Below are 24,963 nucleotides of genomic sequence, written 5' to 3'. Positions count from 1 at the left end.
ATTAGCTTATTTTTTGTGGGAAAGTAACCAAGGTAATAAATTGGGTTCGGCAAAGGCACTGTCCCAACTGTTATGGTTGGCTTTTAAGTAAACGGTAAACTTGGGCTCATTACCCAATTTTTTAAGTTCTCTATAAATACCGTAAGAAAATTGTGGCGTAACCACATCATCTAGGCCTCCATGAAAAATCCAAAGCGGAATGTTTTTGTATTTCTTTACATTTTGTACATTATCTCCACCACAAATGGCAAAAGCAGCTGCAAAGGTTTTGGACTTTCTTCTCAAGATTTCAAAGGTGCCCATGCCTCCCATGGATAAACCGCCCACATAAATACGAGTAGGTTCTACAAAGTTGTTTTTTAAAAACTGATCGGTGAACTGTAACAGTAAGCTCATAGATTTGGTGGCCTTACCACCTTTTACAAAGGTGAAAAAGCGTTTGTCATTTACGGTTTCTATTTCTACGTTTGCCCAATAGCTGCTTTCTGCACATTGGGGGAAAATGGTAATCACTTCATAACTTTTTCTGAAATTATCGTCTAAAAACAGTTTGCCACCATGGGTTAGTTGTTTTTCATTATCATTTCCACTTTCTCCGCGTCCATGTAAAAATAATATTACCGGATATTTTTTGCTGCTATCAAAATTCTTTGGATAAAGTATCCGATATTTTAACGTATCACCTTTATTTATAAATTCTTCCTTTTTAAAGGCGGAAAAGTCTTGGGCAAAGGTGGTGATGCTAAGGAAAAATAATAGGATTGCTATACTTATTCTTTTCATATTATTTAATTTACGACATTATTCCTTTTTCGTCATTTCGACTAAGAAGGAGGAGAAATCTAACAAGATGCTATAAGGGTATTAGATTTCTCTCCCGAAAGTTCGGTACTCGCTTAGACTTACGAAGTTTAACTTTAATTATTTGTTGTTTTTAAAGCAAAAGTTGAGGGCTTCTCCGTTTTAAAGCTTCGTAAGTCTTTAGGATACGCAAATTACTTCACTAATTTAAAATCAATTTCCTTTACATCTCTAACATTAGGCCCGATAAATGCTTTAAAATCACCCGGCTCTGCTACAAATTTAAGATCGTTGTTAAAGAATTTCAGGTTTTCTTCCGATAGGATAAAGCTAACCATTTTGCTTTCTCCAGGCTGTAGGGTAATTTTTTGAAAGCCTTTTAGCTCTTTTACAGGTCTGGTACTACTGCCTACAAGGTCTCTGGTATAGAGTTGCACCACTTCCTGACCTGCTACTTTACCCGTATTGGTCACTGTAGTGCTTACCGTAATTTTTTGGCCAGGTTTCAATGTATTCGAACTCAATTTGAGATCTCCATAGTTAAATGTGGCATAGCTCAAACCATAACCAAAAGGGTAGAGTGGTTCGTTACTTACATCTAAATAATTAGAACGGAAGCGGAAAAACCACTTTTCGTTATCTAATGGGCGACCCGTATTCTTATGGCTGTAATAAAGCGGGATCTGTCCTACATTTTGTGGAAAGGTCATCGTTAATTTTCCAGAGGGATTGACGTCGCCAAATAATACATCGCCTATGGCTCTTGCGGCCTCCACACCTCCAAACCATACGTTTAAAATGGCTGGAACGTGTTCATTTTCCCAAGTTAGGGTCATTGGGCGACCGGCAAATAATACCAATACCACTGGTTTCCCAGTTTTTATTAATGCGGCCAACAATTTCTTCTGTGTATCTGGAATGCCAATGTCTGTTCTGCTTGAGCTTTCTCCGCTCATTTCAGAGGCTTCGCCTAAAGCTGCTACTACTAGGTCAGACTGATTGGCAATTTTTATGGCTTCGGCAATGATATCGTCTTCGGGGCGATTATCCCTTGGGATATCACGACCATGGGCAGTACCCCATATTTGTTGCTTTTCATCAGCAATTAAATTGGAACCTAGGGCATGAAGTACTTTTACATTTTTACCTGCAACTTCTGTTAATCCTTCCAAAAGGGTAGGTATTCTGTCAAAATCGGCATTTACACTCCAAGTGCCGGGCATGTTCGACCTGGTGTTTGCCAAAGGTCCTATCAGTGCAATTGTTCCAGTTCTTTTTAAAGGTAAGGTCTGTTTTTCGTTTTTGAGTAGCACAAAGGTTTTGGTGGCTGTTTCGCGAGCAAATTTCAGATTTTCGGGTGTAAGAATTTCTTTTGCGGCCCTTTCTTCACTACAATATCTGAATGGATCATCAAATAATCCGAGCTTATATTTTGCCTCTAAAATTAGGCGGCAGGCATTGTTGATTTGCGCAATGTTTACTTTTCCTTCATTTAATGATTTTTTGAGCGTGGTTAAGAAACCTTCGCTTACCATATCCATATCTGTACCTGCTTTCAATGATAGTGCAGAAACAGTTTGGAGATCTCCTAGACCGTGATTGATCAGTTCGCTTACCCCAGTGTAATCGGATGCTACAAAACCTTTAAAGCCCCACTGTTTACGTAGTAAATCTGTAAGTAACCACTTGTTGGCGGTAGCGGGTACCCCGTTAATGTCATTAAAGGAAACCATAATACTTCCTGCGCCGGCATCGAGAGCTGCCTTATAGGGAGGTAGATATTCGTTATACATCCTGTCTAAACTCATGTCGGTTGTATTATAATCTCTACCGGCTTCTGATGCGCCATAAAGTGCAAAGTGTTTCACGCAGGCCATCATCGTGTTTAGTTGTTTTAAATCATTCCCCTGATAACCTCTTACCATGGCTTTTGCAATTTCAGACCCTAAAAAGGTATCTTCTCCACTACCTTCGGCCACGCGACCCCAACGAGGATCTCTTGAAATGTCGACCATTGGCGAGAAAGTCCAGTTCAGACCATCAGCACTTGCTTCTGTGGCTGCAACTCTTGCCGTTTTTTCAATTAGTGATAAATCCCAACTTGCTGCTAAAGCTAATGGTATAGGAAAGGTGGTTTTATAGCCATGTATCACGTCCTGACCAAAAATCAAAGGAATTTTTAACCTGCTTTTCATGGCAATTTCTTGGGTTTTTCGAATTTTTTGCGGTGTAGTCATGCTAAATATGCCGCCTACATTTCCCTTGGCAATTTTCGATTCGACATCAGTGCTTACCGCTGCTCCAGTGGTGGCTTCGCCTCCTGTCACCAGGTTTAACTGCCCAATCTTTTCATCTACTGTCATCTTGGACATTAGATTAGCAATAAAATTATCCATTTTCTGTTTTTCTATAGCAGCTTTTTGGGCTTGTGCGGTAACAGTATGAAAGGTGAAAGTAGATAGTAGAAGTAGGAAACTGATTTTTTTCATCGAGTAATGTATTTGTGTGTTATCTTAGCTCATTCATGTATTGATTGTCCTTGTGTGCTGTACTTTAGATCTGTGGACTTTGGAAACCTAATTTTTTTAGGCCCAGTTTTATTTCAGGTGCACTCATAAATAGATTCCAGAGTAGGCCTGTTCTTCCGTTCTCAATCATAACTACAATAGGACCTTGATCAATACCAATATATCTTTTAGGATACCAATTGGCTGTTTCACTATAGGCATCGTAAAACCCAAACGCTCCCCAAACCTTATCTTTCCTATTTTCATATAAATACCTAATCATTTGCATGCTTTCTTTGGGCGTGTATGGATAGGAGGATAGTGCTGCAGTTGGGCTGATGACCCCTAAGTCTTCCAATGGCATATGGGCAGCGTAACCTTTTACAGAATAACTGGCCGTCAGTCCCCATGAGTTTTTGCCATAACCTTTGTAGCCTTTAGGGTTGGCAATGCAGTAATCATAGTTGATTAAGGTTTGGTTACGATTTTCCTGCCAGTAATCGGCATATTTGTCTTTTAACCCTTTTGGGTTTAGGCCTAGGTAAGAATAGTGTGCCCAAAATAGGGGGCCAATACTTTCTCCATTAACATTATGTTTAAGTTTAATGGGATGGCCATAAACAGAGATATTGGTATTGATGGCGCCATTTTTGGCCCATCCCTGATGATAAACTTCGGCAGGCACACCATGTGTTGGTGATGCAGCGGCCATGACATAAGTAATTAGGCATTCGTTATAGCCCGTAATGGCAAAATTCATTTTCCAGCCCGAATTAGGCGACCAGTGCCAGTAAAGTACATTTTGGTTATTTTGCCTATAAAAATTCCAATCGATACCCTTCCACAGTTCGTCTACTTTTTGGGCTAGGGCTTTTTCCTGTGCATTGCCATTTGCATAATATTGGCGAACACAGATTAAGGCTTGCGCCAGAAAAGAGGTTTCGACCAAATCTCCAGCGTCATCGTTCTTACCAAATGCCTTTGCTTTGCCAGAAGGTAATATCCAATGGGGCCAAACGCCATGAAACCGGTCTGCTTTAGCCAAAAAATCTATCCCTTTTTTTAGGTGGTTAAAGCCCTGTTCTCTTGTGATGAATTTGCGTTCTATGGCTACTATGGTTCCCATGAGGCCAAATCCGCTTGCACCAGTTGCTATCACATCCTTATCATTCTGTGGGTAGGTACCATCGGTATGGTAACGTTCCCTAGACAATCCAGAGATAGGTTCGGCACCTTCGTAAAAATACTTATAGGTCTGTTTTTGTACAAGGGTAAGCAGCTCTTCGTCGCTTAGTTTTTTTTGTACTTTATCATTGGTTTTTGAAGCAGAGCAACTTCCCATTAAAACCATTAAAACAATCAGATAATTCAGTTTCATATGTGTGGTGTGTTATAATTTAGGGCTTGAAAAGCCTAGGCCTTTCATTCCTGTTTTAATTTCTGGAGCACTCATGAACAGGTTCCATAATAATTGTGTTCTATAATTTTCGATCATGATAATGATTGGACCTTGGTCAATAGCTAAAAAAGAACTGGCAAACCAAGGTTCATTAAGATTAAAGGCATCTATAAATCCATATTCTTTCCAAATTTTATCACCCAGTTTATAATAGAAGAACTTAAGTGCGGCCATAGACTGGCTAGGTGTATAAGGAAAGGAGGATAAAGCTGCAGTAGGTGCTATAACCCCTCTGTCGTTGGTGGGCGAACTTGCCGTATAGCCTCCAGGAATATCGCTTGCAGTTAGGCCCCAGCACTCGGCACTATAACCAATGTTCTTTGCCGGGTTTGCCACGCAGTAGTTATAATTGATCATGGTGTGCGCTTTGTTTTGGGTCTCATAATTGGCATAAACATCAGTCAAACCATTAGGGTTAATGCCCAAAAAGGAATATTGAGATAGAAATAATGGGCCTCCATTGGCATTACCCAGAGGTAGTTGTACCCCGTAATAGCTATTGCCATTTTTCATGGCCCCATCTCTGGCCCAACCTTGATCGTAAACGGTCTTGGAAATAGGATGGGTTGGCGAAGAGGCGGCCAAAACATATGTAATTAAACACTCGTTCCATCCTTGTATTTTAAGGTTCATGTCCCAACCATAGTTGGGGCTCCAATGCCAATAAAGGCTATTGGTACCGTTTCTGTACCAATTCCAATCTACTTCGTTGTACAAATTGGTGATATCGTTTCTTAAGGTCGTTTCTGTGGCATTTGCTCCATCAAAATACTGACGTGCAGTGAGCAGTCCTGCCATGAGTAGAGAGGTTTCTACCAAATCACCGCCATTATCTTTGGTACTAAAGGCAATAACTTTTCCCGTATTGCCATCTATCCAGTGTGGAAAAGCCCCATGGAAGCGATCAGCGGTTTTCAGGAAACCAACTATTTGCTGCATTCTGGCTAGGCCATCGGTTCTACTAATAAAATTACGGCTAATGCCCGTAACCAATGCCATTACGCCAAAACCTGAACCACCAGCTGTTACGGTATTGCCCGAAGTATTTCTTTCTCTGGCCATGCCACTTGTAGGATGGGCAAAATCCCAGAAATATTTAAAAGTTTGTTTTTGTACAAGGGTTAACAGCTCATCGTCGGAGATACGGGGAAACTTATCTGTATCGTCTAAACCAGCTATTAACGCAATGTTCACAGGGTTGATCAATCGGCCGCCACCAGCTGATTTTAAAAGATCATTTACGGCTAGTGTATAGCCACTAAATGATTTTAAGTTGTTTTGGGGAGTAATGCTTATGGTTTTATTGCCATCTTGATAAACTGTAACATATGGAATGACTGCGCCTACCTCATCCGTTAATAAAATCCCATTGGTCACTGTTGCGGTATTGATGGCTTCTGTAAAACTGAATTTTATGACAGGTTTAAGGTTAAGGTTTGTATATTTTAATGTCCCATTATTACTTCCGTTCACCCAAAAGGAAAGGGAAGTGTCAGTATTAACGGTCTTTTCAGTGTTGCTTTTTTTACAGCTAGAAGAAAAAATAATCAAAAGTATAGCCAGTAAAAAATTGACTAATTTGTTATTCTTCAGATAATTGACATGACTTGATTTTACCACTTATATTCGATATTATTTAAAGTAGCATAGTGCCAGTTATTTGGCACTATGCTTAAAATGTTATTTGTTGGCTAAGCCTAGTTGATATAATGCTTTTGCAATGGCGTCTGGCATAAATCTATTATATATTCTTACCTCATCAATTGTACCTGTCATAGCGGCATAAGAAGCGTCGGCATTAATGGCTTTTCCCGGAATTAAATTGTAGTTGGCACCAAAAATTAACTCACTAGGTTCATAAGACTTGAAAAGACTGTTACCTACACCTCTATCAGAATAACTGCCGATATTTACGCCGTTTGCGACAATGTTAAATCTTCCCGTTGAACCATTGTAGGCTATTACTAAGTGAACCCAATTATCAGGACCAATTTTAGGGGAGCTGTTGGCATTTAAATTATCTTGTGTTCCACCTCCAACTGTTGCAAAAACAGGTTGTATGCCAATAAAATCTAAGTTGGTTGCGGGCCTAGAATTTGTATTCAAATTTATATTCAAATTGCCTTGCAGATTGCCAGGGCGTGCCAATGTAAGTAGCATGGTACGTTTGGATCCATTATTTGAGATTTTGATCCATTGACTTATGGTAAAGCTTTTAAAGGCGTCTGTTTTAAATGCAGCAAATTGTGTGGCATAATATAAATAGCCAGCATTTAAGCTCAATGCCTTACCTTTAAAACCGCTAACAAAGCTATCTCCAGTCTTTAAGGTAGGAGAGGCATTCGAAAACTTTTCATTGTAAGTATCATCGAAGCTGAAGTATGCAACAAGGTTATCGGAAAACACTTCATCGGTGCTAGCAAAACCATCAATTTTTCCTTCGTAGGCTGAGGGACTAACACTAGGAAGATTATTTGGGTTTCCATCTTTTTTACATGATGAAAAAGTTAAGCCTGCCAGAAATAATCCTAGCAAACAACCTTTAGTATATATATGTGAAAATTTCATATTCATATTAATTATAACCAGGGTTTGGAGTTAATTTGTTAGGCTCTTTACTTAAATCTATCTGAGTTTGAGGGATGGGTAGCAACACATCGCGAAACTCAGCGAAGTTAGGTCTGTTCGCAGCAGCCATGGCCGTTCCTGCAATTCCCCACCTTACGATATCAAAGAAGCGTTCGTGTTCCATGGCTAATTCTATTCTTCTTTCGTGGCGGATGGCTTCTCTAAGTTGGTTTTGGTCTATGAAAGGTACATCTGGTAAAATGCTGCTATTTCCAGCCCTAGCTCTAAAGCGTACGCTATTTAGTGCATCTTTTGCTGCGGTAAAGTTAGCGGTTCCACCTACTTCATTTGCAGCTTCGGCGTACATTAATACCACATCTGCATAACGTAATATTCTGATATTCATCCACCAACCAAATCTATTGCCTATGGATGCTCTCCTTGCAGGATTAGTATAAACTTTATGGTTATAAATTGGGTTTTGCCAGGTGGTAGCAGTCGCATCGCCATATACGGTTGTATAAGTAGTATTGGCAGTACTTCTATATAAGAAGGTTCTTGCTTTACGTGGGTCATTAGGTTCGTACGCTTGGTCTAAGGTGATGTTTGGTACATTGAAGCCATCTCCAAGGTTCCAGTCTCCAGCAGCCCTTACACCTTGGTTAGCTGCGTACTGTACGCCATTTGCGGTTGGTATTGCGGCTGACGCAGTTGCCTGTACTTCAAAAACACTTTCTTTGCTATTTTCGCCTTCTTCCTTAAAAATTTCGTTATAAGGGGTCGATAAATTATATTGACCGCTAGTCATCACTAAATTGGCAGAGGCCATAGCGGCACCCCATTTTTTTTGGGTTAAATAGACCTTGGCCAATAAACCATTTGCAGCACCACTTGTTGCACGTCCAACAAATCTTGGGTCCCAAGATGGTGGTAAGTTTAATGCGGCAAACTGTAAATCGCTTTCTATTAAGGCATAGATTTGGGCAGGTGTACTTTGTGCCGCACTGGTTTGACCAACGACCTGCGGTTTTTCAATTAGTGGAATTCTACCGAATAACCTGACCATGTTAAAGTAAGCATAGGCCCTTAAAAATCTAGCTTCTGCTTGAGATTGAATCTTATTTGCATCGGTAGCAATAATATCTTTATTGTTTGCGATCTGATCTAAGGTTATATTACATTTATCTATCAACCCATAATATTCTACCCACATGCCATTTATAATGCTATTAGCGGGTGAAAGCGGGAAGGTTTCAAAGGTTTGTACATTTGCCCCACCGTCACCAGCTACGCTCCCAATATCGGAATCGTCACTTCTTACGGCTGTAGAAAGTATAAAGCCAAATGCGTGTACACCATATGCCCTTAGGCTTTTATATGCTGCAAATATATATTGATCATAAGGACCAGAGCCTCCAGGGTATGGATAGTCTTTATCGGTATACTGCCCTTGTGTCTGTGTGTCCAAAAATTTTTTACAGCTAGATACTGATGCTATAAGTGCTATTGCCAAGCACGCTATACCAATATTCTTTGTTGTTTTATATAATGTTTTCATTTTTCAAAAATTAATTACGATGGTTAAAAGGTTATATTTAATCCAAAAGAATAAATAGCTGGAACTGGATAAACACCATTATCGGCACCGCCTTGAAGAATGTTTCCTATTTGAGCTTCAGGTGTATAACCTGTTGCTTTTGTCCATGTCTTAATATTTTGACCACTGATGAAAACACGTAGCTTTTGTAGACCTATTGCCTTGATGTTGGCAAAAGTGTAGCCTACCTGTACATTGCGTAGACGAAAATAATCTCCTGGCTCTAAGAAATAAGAACTAAATAAAAAATTATTAGCACGGTTTCTGTTGATGATCGGTTCCACATTGCTGGTGCCTGGGCCTGTCCAGGCGTTTAGTCTGTTGGTTTCATAGTTTAGGGCTGCAAAGTTCCCTGTACGACGTTGCGTATAGATCTTATTCCCTGCAACTCCTTGACCTTCTATGCTTACGTCGAAACCTTTATAGCCCATAGATACATTTAATCCGTAACTATATGGGGGAAAAGGAGTACCCAAATAAGTCCTGTCGGCAGCGGTAATTACGCCATCGCCGTTAACATCTTCGTAAGCAATGTCTCCAGGAGCAGAGTCGGTAAAACCTGGCATTCTAGCAATGTCAGCAGAACTTTGATAAATGCCAATCTGTCTATAACCATAAAAGTAACCAATAGATCGTCCTGTTTCTGTAAGATTGGTTCCTCCCCTAATAATTTGAAAGTTTGTGGTGTTGCCAATTGAGTTGACGATGTTTTTATTGTAGCTGAAATTACCAGAAACGTTATATTTGAAATCACTTCCAATAATATCATTCCAAGCTAGACTAAGCTCAATACCTTTATTGGTAATCTTGCCTAGGTTGGTGAAATAGGTAAGGTCTGTACCTGGTTGCACCAGTTCGCTCAAGATACCGTCAGTAGTTTTGTTGTAATAGGTCGCTTCTACGCTTAGCCTGTTTTTTAAGGTCTTTAGTTCTAGACCAACATCAACACCCTGTACAATTTCGTAGCGTAAATTTGGATCTGGGAAATACGCATTCCTTATTGCGGGGTATACGTTGTTCCCGAAAACCGCTACCTCACCTGTAGTTAATCTTTGTTGATAAAGGTTTGCATCTACACCATTCGAATTACCCAATCTGCCCCATGCCGCACGCAATTTTAAGAAGTCAATTCCTTTAATATTGTTTTTAAAGAAATCTTCTTCACTGGCTATCCAACCCAATCCAACGCTACCAAAAGTTCCCCATCTGTTTTGTGGAGCAAATCTAGAACTTCCGTCTCTTCGTATGGTTGCATTTAATAAGTACTTGTTGTTATAGGCGTAGCTCACTCTAACAAAGCCACCAGCATTAGATTCTTCATAACCGGCACCATTGTTAAAAGTTGGGTTGTTTGGATTGATTATATTGTCTGATAGATACCAGAATTTTGGATCGAACGGTACATTCAGCGTAGTGTCTCTACGAGATCCGCTTAGTGTAGTACTAGATGAAAACACGGTCGTAAAACCAGCTATCACATTAATCCTGTGTCCACCGTTAAGTTCCTTGTTATAGCTTAAGGTATGGTCTTGTTGGTACTTTCTGCTTTCGAAAGTGTTTTGGCTGATGGCAGTTCTAGCAGAATTGTCATACACTGTTTCCGTAGCAATAGTGCCTTCTCCTAAACGTATAAAATTAAAAGGAAGGGGAGTATAGCCTCTAGCATTGTTGAAGCCTAAGTCGGTGTAAAATGTAGATTTCCAGGTAAAATCCTTCAAAAATTTAACTTCTGCATATACACTGCCATTAATCCTGTAGCCTCTGTTTATAGACGTATTTCTACCACGATCTAGTTCTGCTACTGGATTAAGTACCTGCGTTTGGAAGGAAGGCATCATGTAATAGGTGTTTTCATTGGCTTGTATTGGCGCAATTGGTGCTGCCCATATAGCCCTGTTTAGGGTTACCGATGTAGGCTCGTTTCTCCAATGGAAACCTGTAATATCTCCTCCAATTTTTATGTTATCAGTTATTCTGATTTCTTCATTTAAACGGGCAATGAATTTTTTATAATTGTTGTATTTTACAACACCATCTTGATTGTTGTAGCCTAGGCTGAATAAGGTGCTTGTTTTTTCGCTATTGTTAGATACTGTTAACGAATTGGTATTGATTACGGCATTGCGAAGCACTTGGTCTTGCCAATCTGTATTTGCGGTAAAATTCGTATAATCAAAGGGAGCTGACCCTGTATTTGCCAATTGTGCCGAATATAATTTCTTAAATCCTTCGGCATTGGTAACGTCTATCCTATTCGTAACGTGTTGTATGCCGACTGTACTTTGGAAGTTTACACTTGTTTTTCCTCTTGCAGCTCTTTTGGTGGTTATCGCAATTACGCCATTTGCACCCCTTAAACCATAAATAGCGGTTGAAGAAGCATCACGTAATAAATCGATGCTTTCTATGTCACCAGGATTTAAGAAGTCAATATTATCTTGTAATAACCCGTCAACTACATACAGCGGATCTGCGAATTTAGTACTTGAAATGCCACGTAAACGTACAACGGGGCTTGATCCTGGCGCACCAGAATTAACTACCGTCATACCAGGTACCTTTCCTTGTAAAGCGGCAATTGGATTGGTAACTGCTAGTTTTTCTATTTCTTCTCCTTTAACACTAGAAATAGACCCTGTCACATCTATTTTCTTCTGCGTACCGTAACCCACTACTACTACTTGCTGTAAATCATTAGCTGAAGGCAATAAGGTTACGTTAATGGTTGTCCTGTTGTTCACAGGGATTTCTTGATTGGCAAAGCCAATATAGCTAAATACCAATGTGCCGTTTGCGGGGGCGCTGATGGAATAATTTCCACCAGCATCTGTTTGTACACCATTACTCGTTCCTTTTATGATTACGCTTACAGACGGGATCGGAATATTCTGATCGTCTTTAATTACACCCTTAACTGTAACGTTTTGGGCAAAAGCTGCGTCTGATAATAAAAGCAAACAAAAGCAGGCTAAAACAGAGAGTTCTGTAAAGATTTTTTTCATACCGTTGTTTAATATTTGATTATTTGTCTACACGAATTTTGAACTTTTGTTTGGTATGAACAACTAAATTTACTTGCACATTACTACATCAAATGGTTTGAGGGTGCTATCTCAGTTATAGTCTAAACCCCTGTTTTTGATTTAAAAACAGGGGTTTTATGTGAATGAAGCAGGAAAGGTCTACTACTACAAGTGAACTTTTAGGTAGTGGAGCTAATGGCTCTTAAAATTGATGATGAGAGGAAATGATGTAGTGTTAAAGTTCGATTAGAAACTCAGTTAGGTTCTTGTCATGGGGTACGGCAAGTTTCTTTCGTAACCTATAGCGACGAATTTCTACGCCCCTTAAAGAAATATTTAGCAGTGAGGCCATTTCCTTACTACTCATATTCATGCGAAGATAAGCGCATAATTTAAGGTCATTTGGTACCAGGTCTGGATGGTTTGCCTTAAGCTTTTTAAAGAAGCTTTCATGGGCTTCGTTAAAACTATTTTCAAATAGATTCCAGTCACGTTCATCATTCATTCCGTCGTCAATGATTTTCTGAATTTTTCGCAGTTGATCTTCCTGTGGCTTTTGATCTTTACCGTCCTTTAGCTTGTTAAGTTCCTGGCTGATTTTTTGCAGAAGTTCATTTTTATAGACCAAGCTCATGGCAGAGTTAGCTAATTCTCTGCTCTTACTGGCCAATTCTGTCTGGAGTTTTTCCGTTTTTAGCCTACTGATCTGTTTTTCGGTAGCTTCGGTTTTCTTTTGCAGGTATTCTTCCTTTTCTTTTTGTAGCTTATCGGCTATTTTTTGTTGATCCTTGCGCAGTTTGGCCTCGTATATTTTTTTCCCGATAATGAGTGCAATTACAATACATATCAAGTATGTGAATAAAGCCCAATTGTTGGCATACCATGGAGCTAAAATGGTCACTTTTAAGGTGCTGATTTCACTAACAGATTGTTCATCTATTTTTGCCCGAACTTTGAAGATATAGGTGCCATTGGCCAAATTGGTAAAATCTTTCTGCGTGGAGGTACTCCACTCTGACCATTGTTTAGAATGTCCTTCTAGGAAATATTGAAACTTGATCTTGGATAAGCGGTAATAGGGCAGGGCAAACGAAATGCGGATATTGTTTCTGGTAAATGGGATCTCTAGTTCATCTTCGCTATTGCCACTCTCTGTTATGATGCTGTATTTATCTGTAATATCTTCTACTTTGCCAATGAGCACATTTGGTAGCTTAACTTTAGCTTTATTTCCATCAACCGTATTGGTATAAATGGCAAAACCATCATCCACACTGATCAGGTAAATATTATTGCTGATCTGGCTAATGTTTTCGTAGTATTGTACCATTCTTCCATCAAGGATGTCGAATCTGTTAGAATCAATGAAAATCTTACCTGGTTCGCTAAAACTGGCCAAACCCATTTTTCCATGGTTAATGAACCAGTATTTACCCTGGCCTGCATTGATCACTTTGTTGGAAGCACTAAAACTTCCTAGCTTGTTGTTCAGTGATTGGTAGCGATTGAAACGATCGCTTATATCATCATAATTGTAAAAACCCAAGTCTGAAGAAAAAATAATCTGATTTTCTAAATTGAAGGCATTGATGTTATAGCTGCTTGGCAGTCCATTTTTTTCATCGTAATACTTAATGTTGATTGCTTTTTTTAGGTCGTTACTTAAAGATATCCTATACAGTCCCTTATAGGCATGGCTTACCCATATGTTGCCTTTGTGATCTTGTTCTACATATCGGGAGGGTTCACCGAAATTGGCTATTCTATGACTGTATGTCCAGTTGCCCTGGCCATTCTTGGTGTAGATGACCAAGCCGGTATAAGTCCCTTGGATAAGATAATTTGGATTGGAATTGAGCTTTTTTAAAGTCCAGCCACCATTAATACTTGACAGTTTTTCAATTCTGTCGCCAATTACATTAAATGTGCCATTGTTATGGCCACAAATCAATTGATTGTCTATACGTGTCAAGTCCCATACCTGACCCTGGGAATTAGGAATGAGTCTAAAATTGAAGCTATTGCTCAAGTTATTCGAATTTTTATTCCAATTACTATAAAATAGTCCCTGATTTGTACCAAGGTATATTTTATCGCCAAAAATTAGGCTGGAATAAACTGTTCCAAACTGTCCGGTCTTGTCGAAATAAAAGGACAGCGGAGAGTTGAGCTCTATTCGATCTATTCCATTGTCTAGACCTGCCCATAAATTGTTTTCGTTATCATTATATAAACTTAAAATGGTGTTGTTTTGTAAGCCGCTGGTCTTATTAATGGTTTGGACAATGTTGCCATTTTCATCAATAATAATAATGCCATTTAAGATGGTTCCATAGGCAAAATATTTGTTCAGTACCAGTGCCCCATTATTAAGTTGATAGGTTTTTAAAAAATTGTTAGCCTGATTCTGAAATGGACTAAATTTAGATCCATCAAAAAGGAAAAGCCCATTTTTACTGGTGCCTATAAGCAATTGGCTACCTTTGTAAGGAAGTATGGACAGAACACCTGTATGACCAATTACTTCACTTCCATCTAGTTTTACCAGTTGTTTACCTTTTAATTCGAAAAGCCCTTGTTCTAATACCTCAGCAAAAATCCGGTTGTTGACCTGATGTAGGAAAAGGAGATTGTTTGGTGGTTTGATCACCGATATCTTTTTGTTTTCGTAGATGAAAATATTAGAAAAAGTTTGAAATATTACCTTGCTGCCTACTACATAGATTTTCCATACTTCTGCAGTTAATTTAATGTTTTTGGGAAGCTGATCGACCAGTGAAGTATAGGTCAGTTTTCTGTTGCTAAAGGTCCAATAACCAAATTCACCAAAGCCACCGGTATAGATCAGGCCATGGGCTCCTGAGGCCACAGACCTTACAATTTGTCGATTGGGCAATTCGTGTTTTTGCCAATATTTTCCATCGAAGGAGAGGAGACCCGCCGCATTTCCGAAATATAGCTGACCTTTTTGGTCTTTGCTAATCGCCCAATTTTGGTTTCCTGCAGCATATAGGGATTTGGGATAGTTCTGTACATAGGGCACGCCAATTCTTTGAATTTCACTGGCAAATGCATGGTTTATACCGAATAAAAGAGTACAAACGTAAAAGACGATATTTCGCAGGCTGATCTTCATTTACTAAATTGTAAAAGGGGCTTGTTGCAAATTAGGAAATTTAAACGCTATAAATAAAAACTGTCTATCTTTATTTCTTGATAAAGCCAAATAAAATGGCCAAAATGATCAATCCAAAAACCGCTCAATGTTAAATTGCAGACAGCTATGCAAAGCCGATAGCATAAAGGAGGTTTGATACCTGTAAGAAGATCATGACAATCAGTTTTTGTATGTCAGTTTGCTATAAATTTTAATAGAAAGTACTAAGTTAATCTTTTAAAATGGGCTGCGGCACTTTTACATAATAGCCAGTTCCATCATATGGACGTTTGCGTGGGTGTGTAGTACACTCAATTGAGCAACATCCTTGTAGCTCTTCACCACAGGCATCGCATTGGGTGAAATGTTCGTTGCATTCAGGATTGGCACAATTGATCATTTTCGACGAGATGGTTCCGCAGTTGAAGCACTTGCTCACCACCGTTGGGTTTACCGAATTAACATCTACTGCAATTCTGTTATCGAATACATAGCATTTCCCCTCAAAATCTTTTCCACCAGCTTCTTTCCCATATTTGATAATGCCCCCATGTAATTGATAAACATCATTAAACCCATGATGAAGCAATAAAGCAGATGCTTTCTCGCATTTAATGCCTCCGGTACAATAAGTGAGTACTTTTTTGTCTTTATATTTGGCCAAAGCTTCAATCTGATCTGGAAAGTCGCGAAAGTTTTCAATATCTAAGGTGATGGCATTTTTGAATTTGCCAAGGTTATGTTCATAATTAGATCTTACATCCAATACAATTACATCATCTTGGTTCATCATTTCGCTAAATGCTGTGGGCTCTAGGTGTTTCCCAGTCTGCTTATTGGGATCTATAATGGTTTTGTCACGTAAGCCAGAGTGTACAATTTCTGCCTTGTAGCGACAGTGCATCTTGATAAAGGAAGGTTCATCTACTTCATCAACCTTAAATTCTGTTTTTGCAAATCGCTCATCAGCATGTAAGTGTTCCATATAGGTTCTGCAAGATTCTATGGAGCCAGAAACGGTACCGTTCAAACCTTCGTCGGCCACTATAATACGGCCAACTAGCCCAATAGATTTACAGAATTTTAAATGATCTGCAGCGAATTGTTCTGCATCTGCTATTGGCGAATAGCAGTAATAAAGTAAGGTGTTATATTTCATAATTCATTGATACCGATGCAAACGGCGTTTAATGCGATGCAAAGATAGTAATTTGTAGCTAATGTTTGAAAGATATGATTTACATCATTAATCAGAAACCATAAGATAGCTTAAAGCCCTTTTTGATCAACGTATGACGGTCGTAGGCGTAACCATAATGGATCCGGAAATTTAGGCGTTTGATGCCGAAGTAAAACTCGCTGTAATTTCGTTTTTCTGGAGAAGATAGGTAGGCGCCACCTATAATCTCTTCTAGTTTTAACCTTCTGAGCAGAGGAATCTTATTGGTGAAAAAAGAACCGAAGTTATGTTGGAAATGGGCTTCGAAATACTGTTTGGTTGTGTTGAAGATGTAAAAGTCCAAAAAGTGGAAGTTCCTTTCGTCGGCATCGAATATTAGAGATTGGTTGGCCCTGAAATGCTTCCAGTCTGGATAATTTAAACTTTTGGTGGTCAGAAATTTTCCTGCGCCAACAAGTATGGACGATTTGCCCATCAATAAAAAATGAACATCTTTTTGAAAGATTTCTAAGGAGATGAAATCATAATCTGCCGCCGACCTGAAGATGCCTGAAATACCTTTTCTATAATTGAACTCAATTCTTGGGAACTCACTTTCCATATAAAACCGTCCATCTGGGCGGGTAATATACTTTTGGGCAACAGTATAGGCCAAAGTTCCGCTTAATACCAAGGCCCTATGCTGTGGAAAAAGGTAGCTTTGTTCATCTAGGGGATTAAATGGATCATTTGAGGTAAAATTGGGTTGATTCCTAAAGCTTTGGAAACTCGAGTTCAGTAAAGCGGTTCGTCTGGCATAGTCTGCGCTAAGGGTAAGTTCAAAGCTTGGTGCAAATTCTCTGGTGGCCTGAATGTTAAAGAAACGGCGTTCATAAAACTTGGCCACATTTTTTCCAAATACCAATGCATTAATGCTGTTTCGTAAGAGGTTGGTTTGCTTTTGTGAATTTAAGTTGGCTACCTCAGAGCCGAAACCAATAGATATGGATGCATTTTTTGTAGGATCATATAAATATTTTGCTTTGATATGGGCATTGAAATGTTCATTGGCAAAACCATACCGGGCCTCTGGTTTTATGGTGTAATAGCGGCCGTCATTGAAACCCTGTCTAAGGGTAACGGCATATTTTAGTCCAAGTCCTTCCACCGTATTGTAATAAACGCTCGAAAGGAGTGCGTCATAGGTAATGCTTTTTTGATTGTAACTTCGATAATAGATATAGGGAGTGATTAATATTTGGCTAGCATTGAATCTGTTCTTTACCCGATCTACCGAATCTAGATAATGTTGAGACGATTTTAGACGGCTTATGCTATCTTTCCTAACGTAGTTTTCGCGTTCTTCGCTGGTTAAAGGCACAGATCGTGATCTTTCCCAATAGAGGGAATCTTTTTTATTCGATGATGCTTCAATCTTTAGGATTTCATTGCTGAAAAAATTTTTCCTGAAAGAAGGTGTTACATTATAGTTTTTATAAACGCCAATAACATAGCCTGAAAATTTGAAACCAAAAACTTTGCCAACGAGGTTGAATTGTATGGAGGTGGGAAGATATACGTCGTTTATTTGAACAAGCTGTTGTTTGATGCTTAGTGTATCAATAAATTCTATACCCGATTTTTTGGTAATGAAAAGATTAACCGCACTCAAGCGCCAAGTATCGTTCACAATGTAGATGATGCCCGAAAATGCGGGGGCATTTGGTTTCTTTGGAATGACCTGTATTTTATTGATAATTTTTCCTTCGTTTTCACTTGTTCCCAATAATTTGTATTTGTAGAAAGAAAAAGCGTTGTCGGCAATGGGCGATACAAATCCTCGAACACTCAGTTTGTCCTCAAAAAGAACGTTCTCATAGAAGTTGATGCTAAGATCAGAAGCCTTGTTAAAGCTAAAACCATTATCATTTCCTGCCACTTTAGAGGAAATCATCACTTCCTTAATTTTATTCTTTCTTTTAAAGTCTAATTTTGACTCGGTTTCCGAGAGGTAGATAATGCCCTGTCTGTTGCTGTCTAAATCGAGTATGGTAGCCACATCCCTGCCAAAAAACTTTTTGGGTGCAGTAAGTAGCTTCTGCATGCCTTTGGTGTACACTTCACAAGAAAAGGCCTCGATTTCGTTGAGATAGGTTCGACGTTTTAGGATGGTTTTTCTGATGATCTCATCGGCGCGGTTCTCATGGGAAGAACTGATCACCACATCATTTAAGGTGAAGACCTTTGGGGTTAAAATAATATCTAGTACCTTGTTTTCCTTAATAAGGATGCTGATCGTTTTATCTTCATAACCTATTGCGGTAAATTGTAGATCTACTTTTCCTGCAGGAAGGGTTAGTTTATAGTCGCCGTCTATATTGGAAGAAGTACCTTTGGTGGTTGCGTTAATATAGATGGAAACAAAAGGCACTACAATACCTTTGCCATCTGTTATTTTGCCTGTTATGGTATACTGTTGGGCAGATGCACTGAGCCCTATAAATATTAGCAAAAGATATGTTTTTAGGCAAAATCTCATCAGACAGTCAACATAGCTAGATTTTCAATTGGAACAATATATCCAATAGTAATTAAATTATATCGCTTAATTAAAGGTAATGGTTTAATTTTTCGCTAAAAGCCATAGCTAAACCTGAAACCTTGCGATATTTTCTTTTTTTCGTCGTAGGCAAAGCCATAGCTTGCCCTGAAAATCAATCTCGATAAACCAAAATAAAATTCGGTATAATTGGTTTTTAGGGGTTGGGTCAAATAATTTACTCCTACAAATTCTTCTAATTTGAGTTTGCGTAGCAAAGGAATTTTATTGATGAAAAAGCCCGAGAAGTTATGCTCCAAATGTCCTTCGAAATATTGTCTGTCTGTACTATATAAGTAAAAGTCTAAATAAGAGAACTTACGGAGGTTAGGTGGAAAGATCAGGGCAATGTTTCCTCTGAAATGCTTGAAGTCTGGGTAGTAGACCGTTTTGTTATTTAGAAATTTGCCTGCACCCAATACAAAAGAGGTATAGCCCCATAGACCTAGACTAATTCGTTCCTGATAGAGTTCGGCACTGATCAGGTCATAATCTACATCGCTGCCTAAGATGTTTTTTATACCAGTTCTATAAGATAAGCTGATTCTTGGATATTTAGCTTCCATATAGATCTTGCCATCTGGGCGACTTATATATTTTTGGCCAATAGTATAGGTAAGGTTGGCAGAAATGCTTAATGCATTATAATTGGGAAATAAAGGATCTTCACGATCTGGCGTAAAAGGATTGTTAGAGGTAAACTCTATATCTTTTACATCCCTGAATTTATAACTACTGTGATTGGTTAAGGTTTTGTTCCTGTTGTAGGAAAGGTATAGGTTTCCTTGTAGCCCATTTGCCAACTCGCGGCTGGTATATATATTCACAAATTCCTTTTCATAAAATTTGGAGAAGTTTTTTTCATATAATAGGGAGTTTAAGCTATTGCTATACAAGGGCATAGAACCATAATTATTCAGGTCGAAAATACCACTCCCAAAGGAAAGGCCTATACTGGCTCGCTTAAGCGGATCATAGTAATAGGTATTGGTCAGGTTTGCTGTAAATGTTTTATTGGCAAATCCGTAGCGTATTTCCGGCCTGATGCTAAAAAACTTTCGGTCTTCCAGATTTTTTCTAAAGGTAACCCCATATTTCAGTGCAAGGCCTTCTACCGTATTATATAACACCGACCTAATGATGGGGTCAAACGTATAGTATTCTTTATGGTACCTGTTGTTGATACTGTAGCTCGTTACTAATATTTTGCCCAAGGTAAAGTTATTGTTTACCTTTTCAATAGAATCGAGATAAGGCTTGGATTGCATACGTAGGGCAATGCTGTCTTTTTTTATGTAATCTTTTTTCTCTTCTTCCGTAAGCGGAATTGGCCTGTTATTGGCCCAATATAGCGAGTCCTTTTTGTTTACCGCTTTATTGATCTTTAAGATTTCAGCGGTAAAATAGTTTTTAGGGAATGTAGGGTTAATGGCATAGTTGCTATATACGCTTATAAAATAACCTTCGAACTTAAAACCGAATACATTGCCATTAAACTGAAATTTCATATTTGAAGGCATATAGGTATTTTCAACCTTAATGTACTGCTGTGAAATATTTAAGGTATCGAGCAAATTAATGCCTGCATCTTTTGTAAGGTTTAGGTCGGTGCCCATCAATCTCCATGTTTCATCGGCAATATAGATTATCCCTCTAAACACAGGGTCGTTCTTCCGACGTGGAAATACTTCTATTTTGTTGATCACCATGCCATTCTCTTCTATGGTACCCAACAATTTGTATTTATAATAGAAAAGAGCATTGTCGGCAATGGGAGAAACAAAACTCCTGGCACTTAGTCCTGTGTTTTCTAAAAGCAGGTTCTCGTAGAAGTTGATCTGCATGTCAGAGGCTTTGTTGAAACTAAATGAATTGTTTCTTCCCGATATTTTGGAAGATACCATCTCTTCATGGATCTTATTGCGCTTCATGAATGCGAATTTGGATTGCGATTCGGAAAGGTATAAAATGCCATTTCTGTTGGTGTCGAGGTTTAACGTCTTTTGTATGTCCCTGCCAAAGAATTTTTTGGGTGCACCGACCAACTTCTGCATGCCTTTTATATATACATCGTTACTGTAGGAAAAAATTTCCTCTAGATAGTTTTTTCTGTTTTTGATGGCATTTCTAACAATTCGGTAAGCAGGATCCTCTGCATTGGCCTTGATCACTACACTGTTGAGTGTATAGTTTTCAGCAGCTAAGCTGGTGTTGAACGTAATATTTTCGTTGACCTCTACTTCCTGCTCTAAAGTTTTGTAGCCAATGGCCTTAAAAATTAAAACCACCTTGCCCTTGTCTACTTGTATCTTGTAAATGCCGTTTACATTGGCAGATACACCTTTGGTGGTTTCCTTTATGAATACAGATACAAAAGGAATTTCTTCCCCTGCCTTGTCTGTGATCTTACCATTAATTTGATACTGTTGTGCCTTTGTAAAAAAAGAAGAAAGCAATAGACCTAGAAATAGGAGAAAGGTTTTATTCATAAGGTATAAATATAGCAATTTGCCTTACATAACGTAAATTGTTGTCTAAAGTTTGTTAACGTCCAAAATACTATATTTGTCCTTAAATCTATCAAAAATAACATTATGTATAAAACCCTTCAACCCGTACTTCAAAAAGAATTAGAAGAAATTGAAAATGCTGGTCTGTATAAACGCGAACGCATTATCATTACGCCACAAGGTGCCGATATTAAAGTGAGCACCGGAGCAGAAGTCATCAATTTCTGTGCAAATAACTATTTGGGGCTTTCTTCCCATCCTGCAGTGATCAATGCGGCCAAAAATGCCATCGATCGATATGGTTATGGTATGTCGTCCGTACGTTTCATCTGTGGTACCCAAGATATACATAAAGCGCTAGAAGCTAAAATCTCTAAGTTCTTGGGAACAGAAGATACCATTTTATATGCAGCAGCTTTCGATGCGAATGGAGGGGTTTTTGAGCCATTACTTGGCCCTGAAGATGCTATTATTTCTGATGAACTAAATCATGCTTCGATTATTGATGGGGTAAGATTATGCAAGGCACAGCGCTTTCGTTATAAAAATTGCGATATGGAAGATCTGGAAAAGCAATTGATCGCTGCTAAAGATTGTCGCCACCGTATGATCGTTACCGACGGAGCATTTTCTATGGATGGTTCTGTGGCACCATTGGATCAGATTTGCAACTTGGCCGATAAATATGAGGCCTTGGTCATGATCGACGAATCACATTGTTCTGGATTTATTGGTAAGACAGGTCGTGGTACCCATGAGCACTTCAACGTAATGGGTAGAATAGATATTATTACGGGTACTTTGGGCAAAGCCTTAGGTGGTGCTTCAGGAGGCTTCACCTCTGGCCGTAAGGAGATTGTGGATATGTTGCGCCAGCGTTCAAGGCCTTATCTGTTCTCTAATACCTTGGCCCCTTCTATAGCTGGTGCTTCTGTGGCCGTTTTGGATATGTTGAGCGATACCACCGAATTAAGGGACAAATTAGAGTATAATACCAAATATTTTAGGGAAAAAATGACCGCTGTGGGTTTTGATATCAAGCCTGGTTTTCACCCTATTGTACCAGTTATGCTATACGACGCTAAAGTAGCACAAGCTTTTGCGGCCAGAATGTTGGAAGAGGGTATTTATGTGATTGGTTTTTTCTATCCCGTAGTACCTCAGGGCAAAGCCCGTATTAGGGTACAGCTTTCTGCAGCACATGAACAACATCATTTAGACCAAGCTATTGCTGCGTTTACCAAAGTAGGTAAGGAATTGGGCGTCATCTAAACATAAATTCTATACCAAATGATAGAGAGGGTGATTTTTTCACCCTTTTTTTATTTGTGGATTTTATAATCTTGTTTGGAACGGCTTTTTTGCCAGTTTTTGAACTCACACTGACAAAAAATAAAGATAAATTGCTGTATATTTGGCAAATGTTACAAGAGCAAATTACGCAGTACACTGAAGAAATCAATGCATTTTCAACTAGCAGCGCAGCAGAATTGGAACAATTCCGAATTCGCTTTTTAGGTACAAAAGGTATTATTAAGGATGTTTTCGATGAATTTAAGGCTGTTTCACCTGAAGAAAAAAGAACTTTGGGAAAAGTTTTAAATCAGTTCAAGCAGTTGGCCGAAACTAAATACCAAACTTTAAATGAAGCTTTATCTATACTACAGGACACATCGGAAAGCGAACAACTTGATCTTACTCTCCCAGGGGAGGGATTTGAAATTGGAGCCCGCCATCCATTGGCCTTGGTACGTAGAGAGATCATTGAAATCTTCAATAAGCTGGGCTTTAGTGTAGCAGAAGGCCCTGAGATAGAAGATGATTGGCATAACTTTTCGGCACTTAATTTTCCTGAAGAACACCCGGCTCGCGATATGCAGGATACTTTTTTCATCAGAAAAGGTGGAGAAAAGGGAGATATCGCCCTACGCACACATACCTCATCGGTGCAGGTACGTATGATGGAAGCAGGACAACCTCCCTTCAGGGCACTGATGCCCGGACGTGTTTACCGTAACGAAGCCATTTCTGCCCGGGCACATTGCTTTTTCCATCAGGTAGAAGGACTTTATGTTGATGAAAAAGTTTCCTTTGCCGACCTTAAACAAACCTTGTTTTATTTTGTACAAGAACTTTACGGAGAAGGTACAAAAGTGCGTTTCAGACCTTCTTATTTCCCTTTTACAGAACCTTCTGCAGAAATGGATATCTCCTGTACCATTTGTAAGGGCAAGGGATGTCAAATGTGCAAACAAAGTGGATGGGTAGAAATTTTGGGCTGTGGTATGGTCGACCCTAATGTACTGGAGAACTGTGGTATTGACAGTAAAAAATATAGTGGATTTGCTTTTGGTATGGGCATAGAACGCATAGCCAATCTCAAATTCGAAATCAAGGACCTGCGCTTGTTCTCTGAAAATGATGTCCGTTTCTTGAAACAATATCAATCCGCAATTATATAATGATGAGAAAATTAATTGGCTTTGGCATATGGTTGTTACTTTTCTCCGCCTGTGGAAAGGAAGAAAACTTTGTGCCAGACTATCCAGTTAATTATAGCTCCCTGTTAACCGATCCGAATTTAAGTAGGTTAAGTACACCAGGAGGCGCGGTAAGTATCAATGGTTATGGAGTAGCTGGAATTATCATTTACCGAAGGGCGGACAATGCCTATGTAGCTTATGATAGGTGTAGTACGGTAAATCCTGAGCAAAAAAATGCCATTATAATCGATGACCCTTCACTTACGGCCACCGATCCGGTATCTGGAGCAAAATATTCGTTGTATGACGGTAGCCCGGTGAAGGCACCGGCAAAAACATCTTTAAGGAAATACACGGTTAATATAGCAGGTAATACACTATACGTTAGGAATTAATGGAGCCAGAAAAAATAAAGGAAAGTATCCTAAGATCAGCAAAAGAACTGTTTAGGAAGTATGGGTACCATAAGACCAGTGTTAACGAAATAGCAAAAAAAGCAAAGATAGCAAAGGCAACGATCTACAAATACTTCGAAAGCAAAGAGCAAATCCTAGACTTCATCTTAATGGATTATCTTGATGTAAACCTTCATGAAATTATCAGTAATAAGGTACAGTTTGCAAATGAAGAGGAACATTTAAAAGCGTTGGTCATGAAGACCTGTCGCCTATCCTATACGGCATGTAACGAGTTTATTGGCTGGGATTTTGTTCGAGAAAATACCAATTCGCAAGAATTCTTAAAGCACCTGTCCGATCAGTTGGAAGCATTATTGCTTTCTGCCTATTTAGAGTTGGAACACTTTAAGAAGAATCCGGCACGTAGGGGAGGACTAGCCTTTCTTTTAAAGGCCAGTAAGAGTATTGTTTTCTCTTTCGCATTTACCTCCGTTAGCGACTCGGATGTAAGGAAGAATTTTGTTACTTTTCAAAAAGAGATACTTCCATATCTAGTTAAGGCTGCCTTATAATTGCATTTTTTGGAGAAATCAAATTTGTGGAAGTATTGAAAGATAGTTCTGCTATATGTTTTACTTGGCTCATGTTTCACCAATGCATTCGCTGTGATAACGGTCTTTGTTCCATACAAAGAATGAGGCG

General features: G+C 39.0%; 15 protein-coding genes. 4 read left to right on the top strand and 11 right to left on the bottom strand.

Annotated features, from left to right (window positions below; all coding sequences use genetic code 11):
* Positions 1 to 6: 6 nt before the first annotated feature.
* The 11 genes from JHD79_RS15200 to JHD79_RS15150 form a co-directional block, all read right to left on the bottom strand.
* Positions 7 to 783 (bottom strand): prolyl oligopeptidase family serine peptidase, encoded by a 777-nt coding sequence (locus tag JHD79_RS15200; protein ID WP_199120151.1) that lies wholly within the window; start codon positions 781 to 783, stop codon positions 7 to 9.
* A 212-nt stretch (positions 784 to 995) separates the two neighbouring features.
* A complete protein-coding gene (bglX, locus tag JHD79_RS15195) occupies positions 996 to 3,290 on the bottom strand; it encodes a beta-glucosidase BglX (RefSeq protein ID WP_199120150.1) in 2,295 nt (764 codons plus the stop codon).
* Between the two features lie 64 nt (positions 3,291 to 3,354).
* A complete protein-coding gene (locus JHD79_RS15190) occupies positions 3,355 to 4,686 on the bottom strand; it encodes a glucoamylase family protein (protein ID WP_199120149.1) in 1,332 nt (443 codons plus the stop codon).
* A gap of 12 nt (positions 4,687 to 4,698) precedes the next feature.
* A complete protein-coding gene (locus JHD79_RS15185) occupies positions 4,699 to 6,387 on the bottom strand; it encodes a glucoamylase family protein (protein ID WP_370583343.1) in 1,689 nt (562 codons plus the stop codon).
* Between the two features lie 60 nt (positions 6,388 to 6,447).
* Positions 6,448 to 7,335 (bottom strand): LamG domain-containing protein, encoded by an 888-nt coding sequence (locus tag JHD79_RS15180; RefSeq protein WP_199120148.1) that lies wholly within the window; start codon positions 7,333 to 7,335, stop codon positions 6,448 to 6,450.
* Positions 7,336 to 7,342: 7 nt separating this feature from the next.
* The gene (locus JHD79_RS15175) at positions 7,343 to 8,893 is read right to left on the bottom strand and encodes a RagB/SusD family nutrient uptake outer membrane protein (RefSeq protein WP_199120147.1); all 1,551 of its coding nucleotides are present in this window, start codon (positions 8,891 to 8,893) and stop codon (positions 7,343 to 7,345) included.
* 23 nt (positions 8,894 to 8,916) lie between these two features.
* Complete coding sequence (locus JHD79_RS15170) at positions 8,917 to 11,934, bottom strand: TonB-dependent receptor (RefSeq protein WP_199120146.1); 3,018 nt, start codon at positions 11,932 to 11,934, stop codon at positions 8,917 to 8,919.
* A gap of 256 nt (positions 11,935 to 12,190) precedes the next feature.
* Positions 12,191 to 15,091: a triple tyrosine motif-containing protein gene (locus tag JHD79_RS15165; RefSeq protein WP_199120145.1), complete on the bottom strand. Its 2,901-nt coding sequence runs from the start codon at positions 15,089 to 15,091 to the stop codon at positions 12,191 to 12,193.
* A 250-nt stretch (positions 15,092 to 15,341) separates the two neighbouring features.
* The gene (locus tag JHD79_RS15160) at positions 15,342 to 16,274 is read right to left on the bottom strand and encodes a rhodanese-related sulfurtransferase (protein WP_199120166.1); all 933 of its coding nucleotides are present in this window, start codon (positions 16,272 to 16,274) and stop codon (positions 15,342 to 15,344) included.
* An 88-nt stretch (positions 16,275 to 16,362) separates the two neighbouring features.
* Positions 16,363 to 18,783: a DUF5686 and carboxypeptidase regulatory-like domain-containing protein gene (locus JHD79_RS15155; RefSeq protein WP_233164728.1), complete on the bottom strand. Its 2,421-nt coding sequence runs from the start codon at positions 18,781 to 18,783 to the stop codon at positions 16,363 to 16,365.
* Positions 18,784 to 18,905: 122 nt separating this feature from the next.
* Positions 18,906 to 21,359 carry a DUF5686 and carboxypeptidase regulatory-like domain-containing protein gene (locus tag JHD79_RS15150; RefSeq protein WP_199120143.1) on the bottom strand — a complete coding sequence of 818 codons (2,454 nt, stop codon included), beginning with the start codon at positions 21,357 to 21,359 and terminating at the stop codon, positions 18,906 to 18,908.
* Positions 21,360 to 21,464: 105 nt separating this feature from the next.
* Here JHD79_RS15150 and kbl point away from each other — a divergent pair, with 105 nt between their 5' ends.
* From kbl to JHD79_RS15130, 4 genes are all read left to right on the top strand, one after another.
* Positions 21,465 to 22,652, top strand: a complete 1,188-nt coding sequence (gene kbl, locus JHD79_RS15145; RefSeq protein WP_199120142.1) for a glycine C-acetyltransferase — start codon at positions 21,465 to 21,467, stop codon at positions 22,650 to 22,652.
* Between the two features lie 149 nt (positions 22,653 to 22,801).
* The gene (pheS, locus tag JHD79_RS15140) at positions 22,802 to 23,842 is read left to right on the top strand and encodes a phenylalanine--tRNA ligase subunit alpha (RefSeq protein WP_199120165.1); all 1,041 of its coding nucleotides are present in this window, start codon (positions 22,802 to 22,804) and stop codon (positions 23,840 to 23,842) included.
* On the top strand, positions 23,842 to 24,258 hold the full coding sequence (locus tag JHD79_RS15135) for a hypothetical protein (RefSeq protein WP_199120141.1): 417 nt from the start codon (positions 23,842 to 23,844) through the stop codon (positions 24,256 to 24,258). The genes pheS and JHD79_RS15135 overlap by 1 nt, the downstream gene beginning before the upstream one ends.
* Positions 24,258 to 24,833 carry a TetR/AcrR family transcriptional regulator gene (locus JHD79_RS15130; protein WP_199120140.1) on the top strand — a complete coding sequence of 192 codons (576 nt, stop codon included), beginning with the start codon at positions 24,258 to 24,260 and terminating at the stop codon, positions 24,831 to 24,833. The genes JHD79_RS15135 and JHD79_RS15130 overlap by 1 nt, the downstream gene beginning before the upstream one ends.
* Positions 24,834 to 24,963: the final 130 nt, after the last annotated feature.

It is taken from the genome of Pedobacter sp. ASV28, assembly GCF_016428855.1.
Taxonomy (GTDB): domain Bacteria; phylum Bacteroidota; class Bacteroidia; order Sphingobacteriales; family Sphingobacteriaceae; genus Pedobacter.
This window is presented reverse-complemented; position numbering and strand designations above follow the sequence as displayed.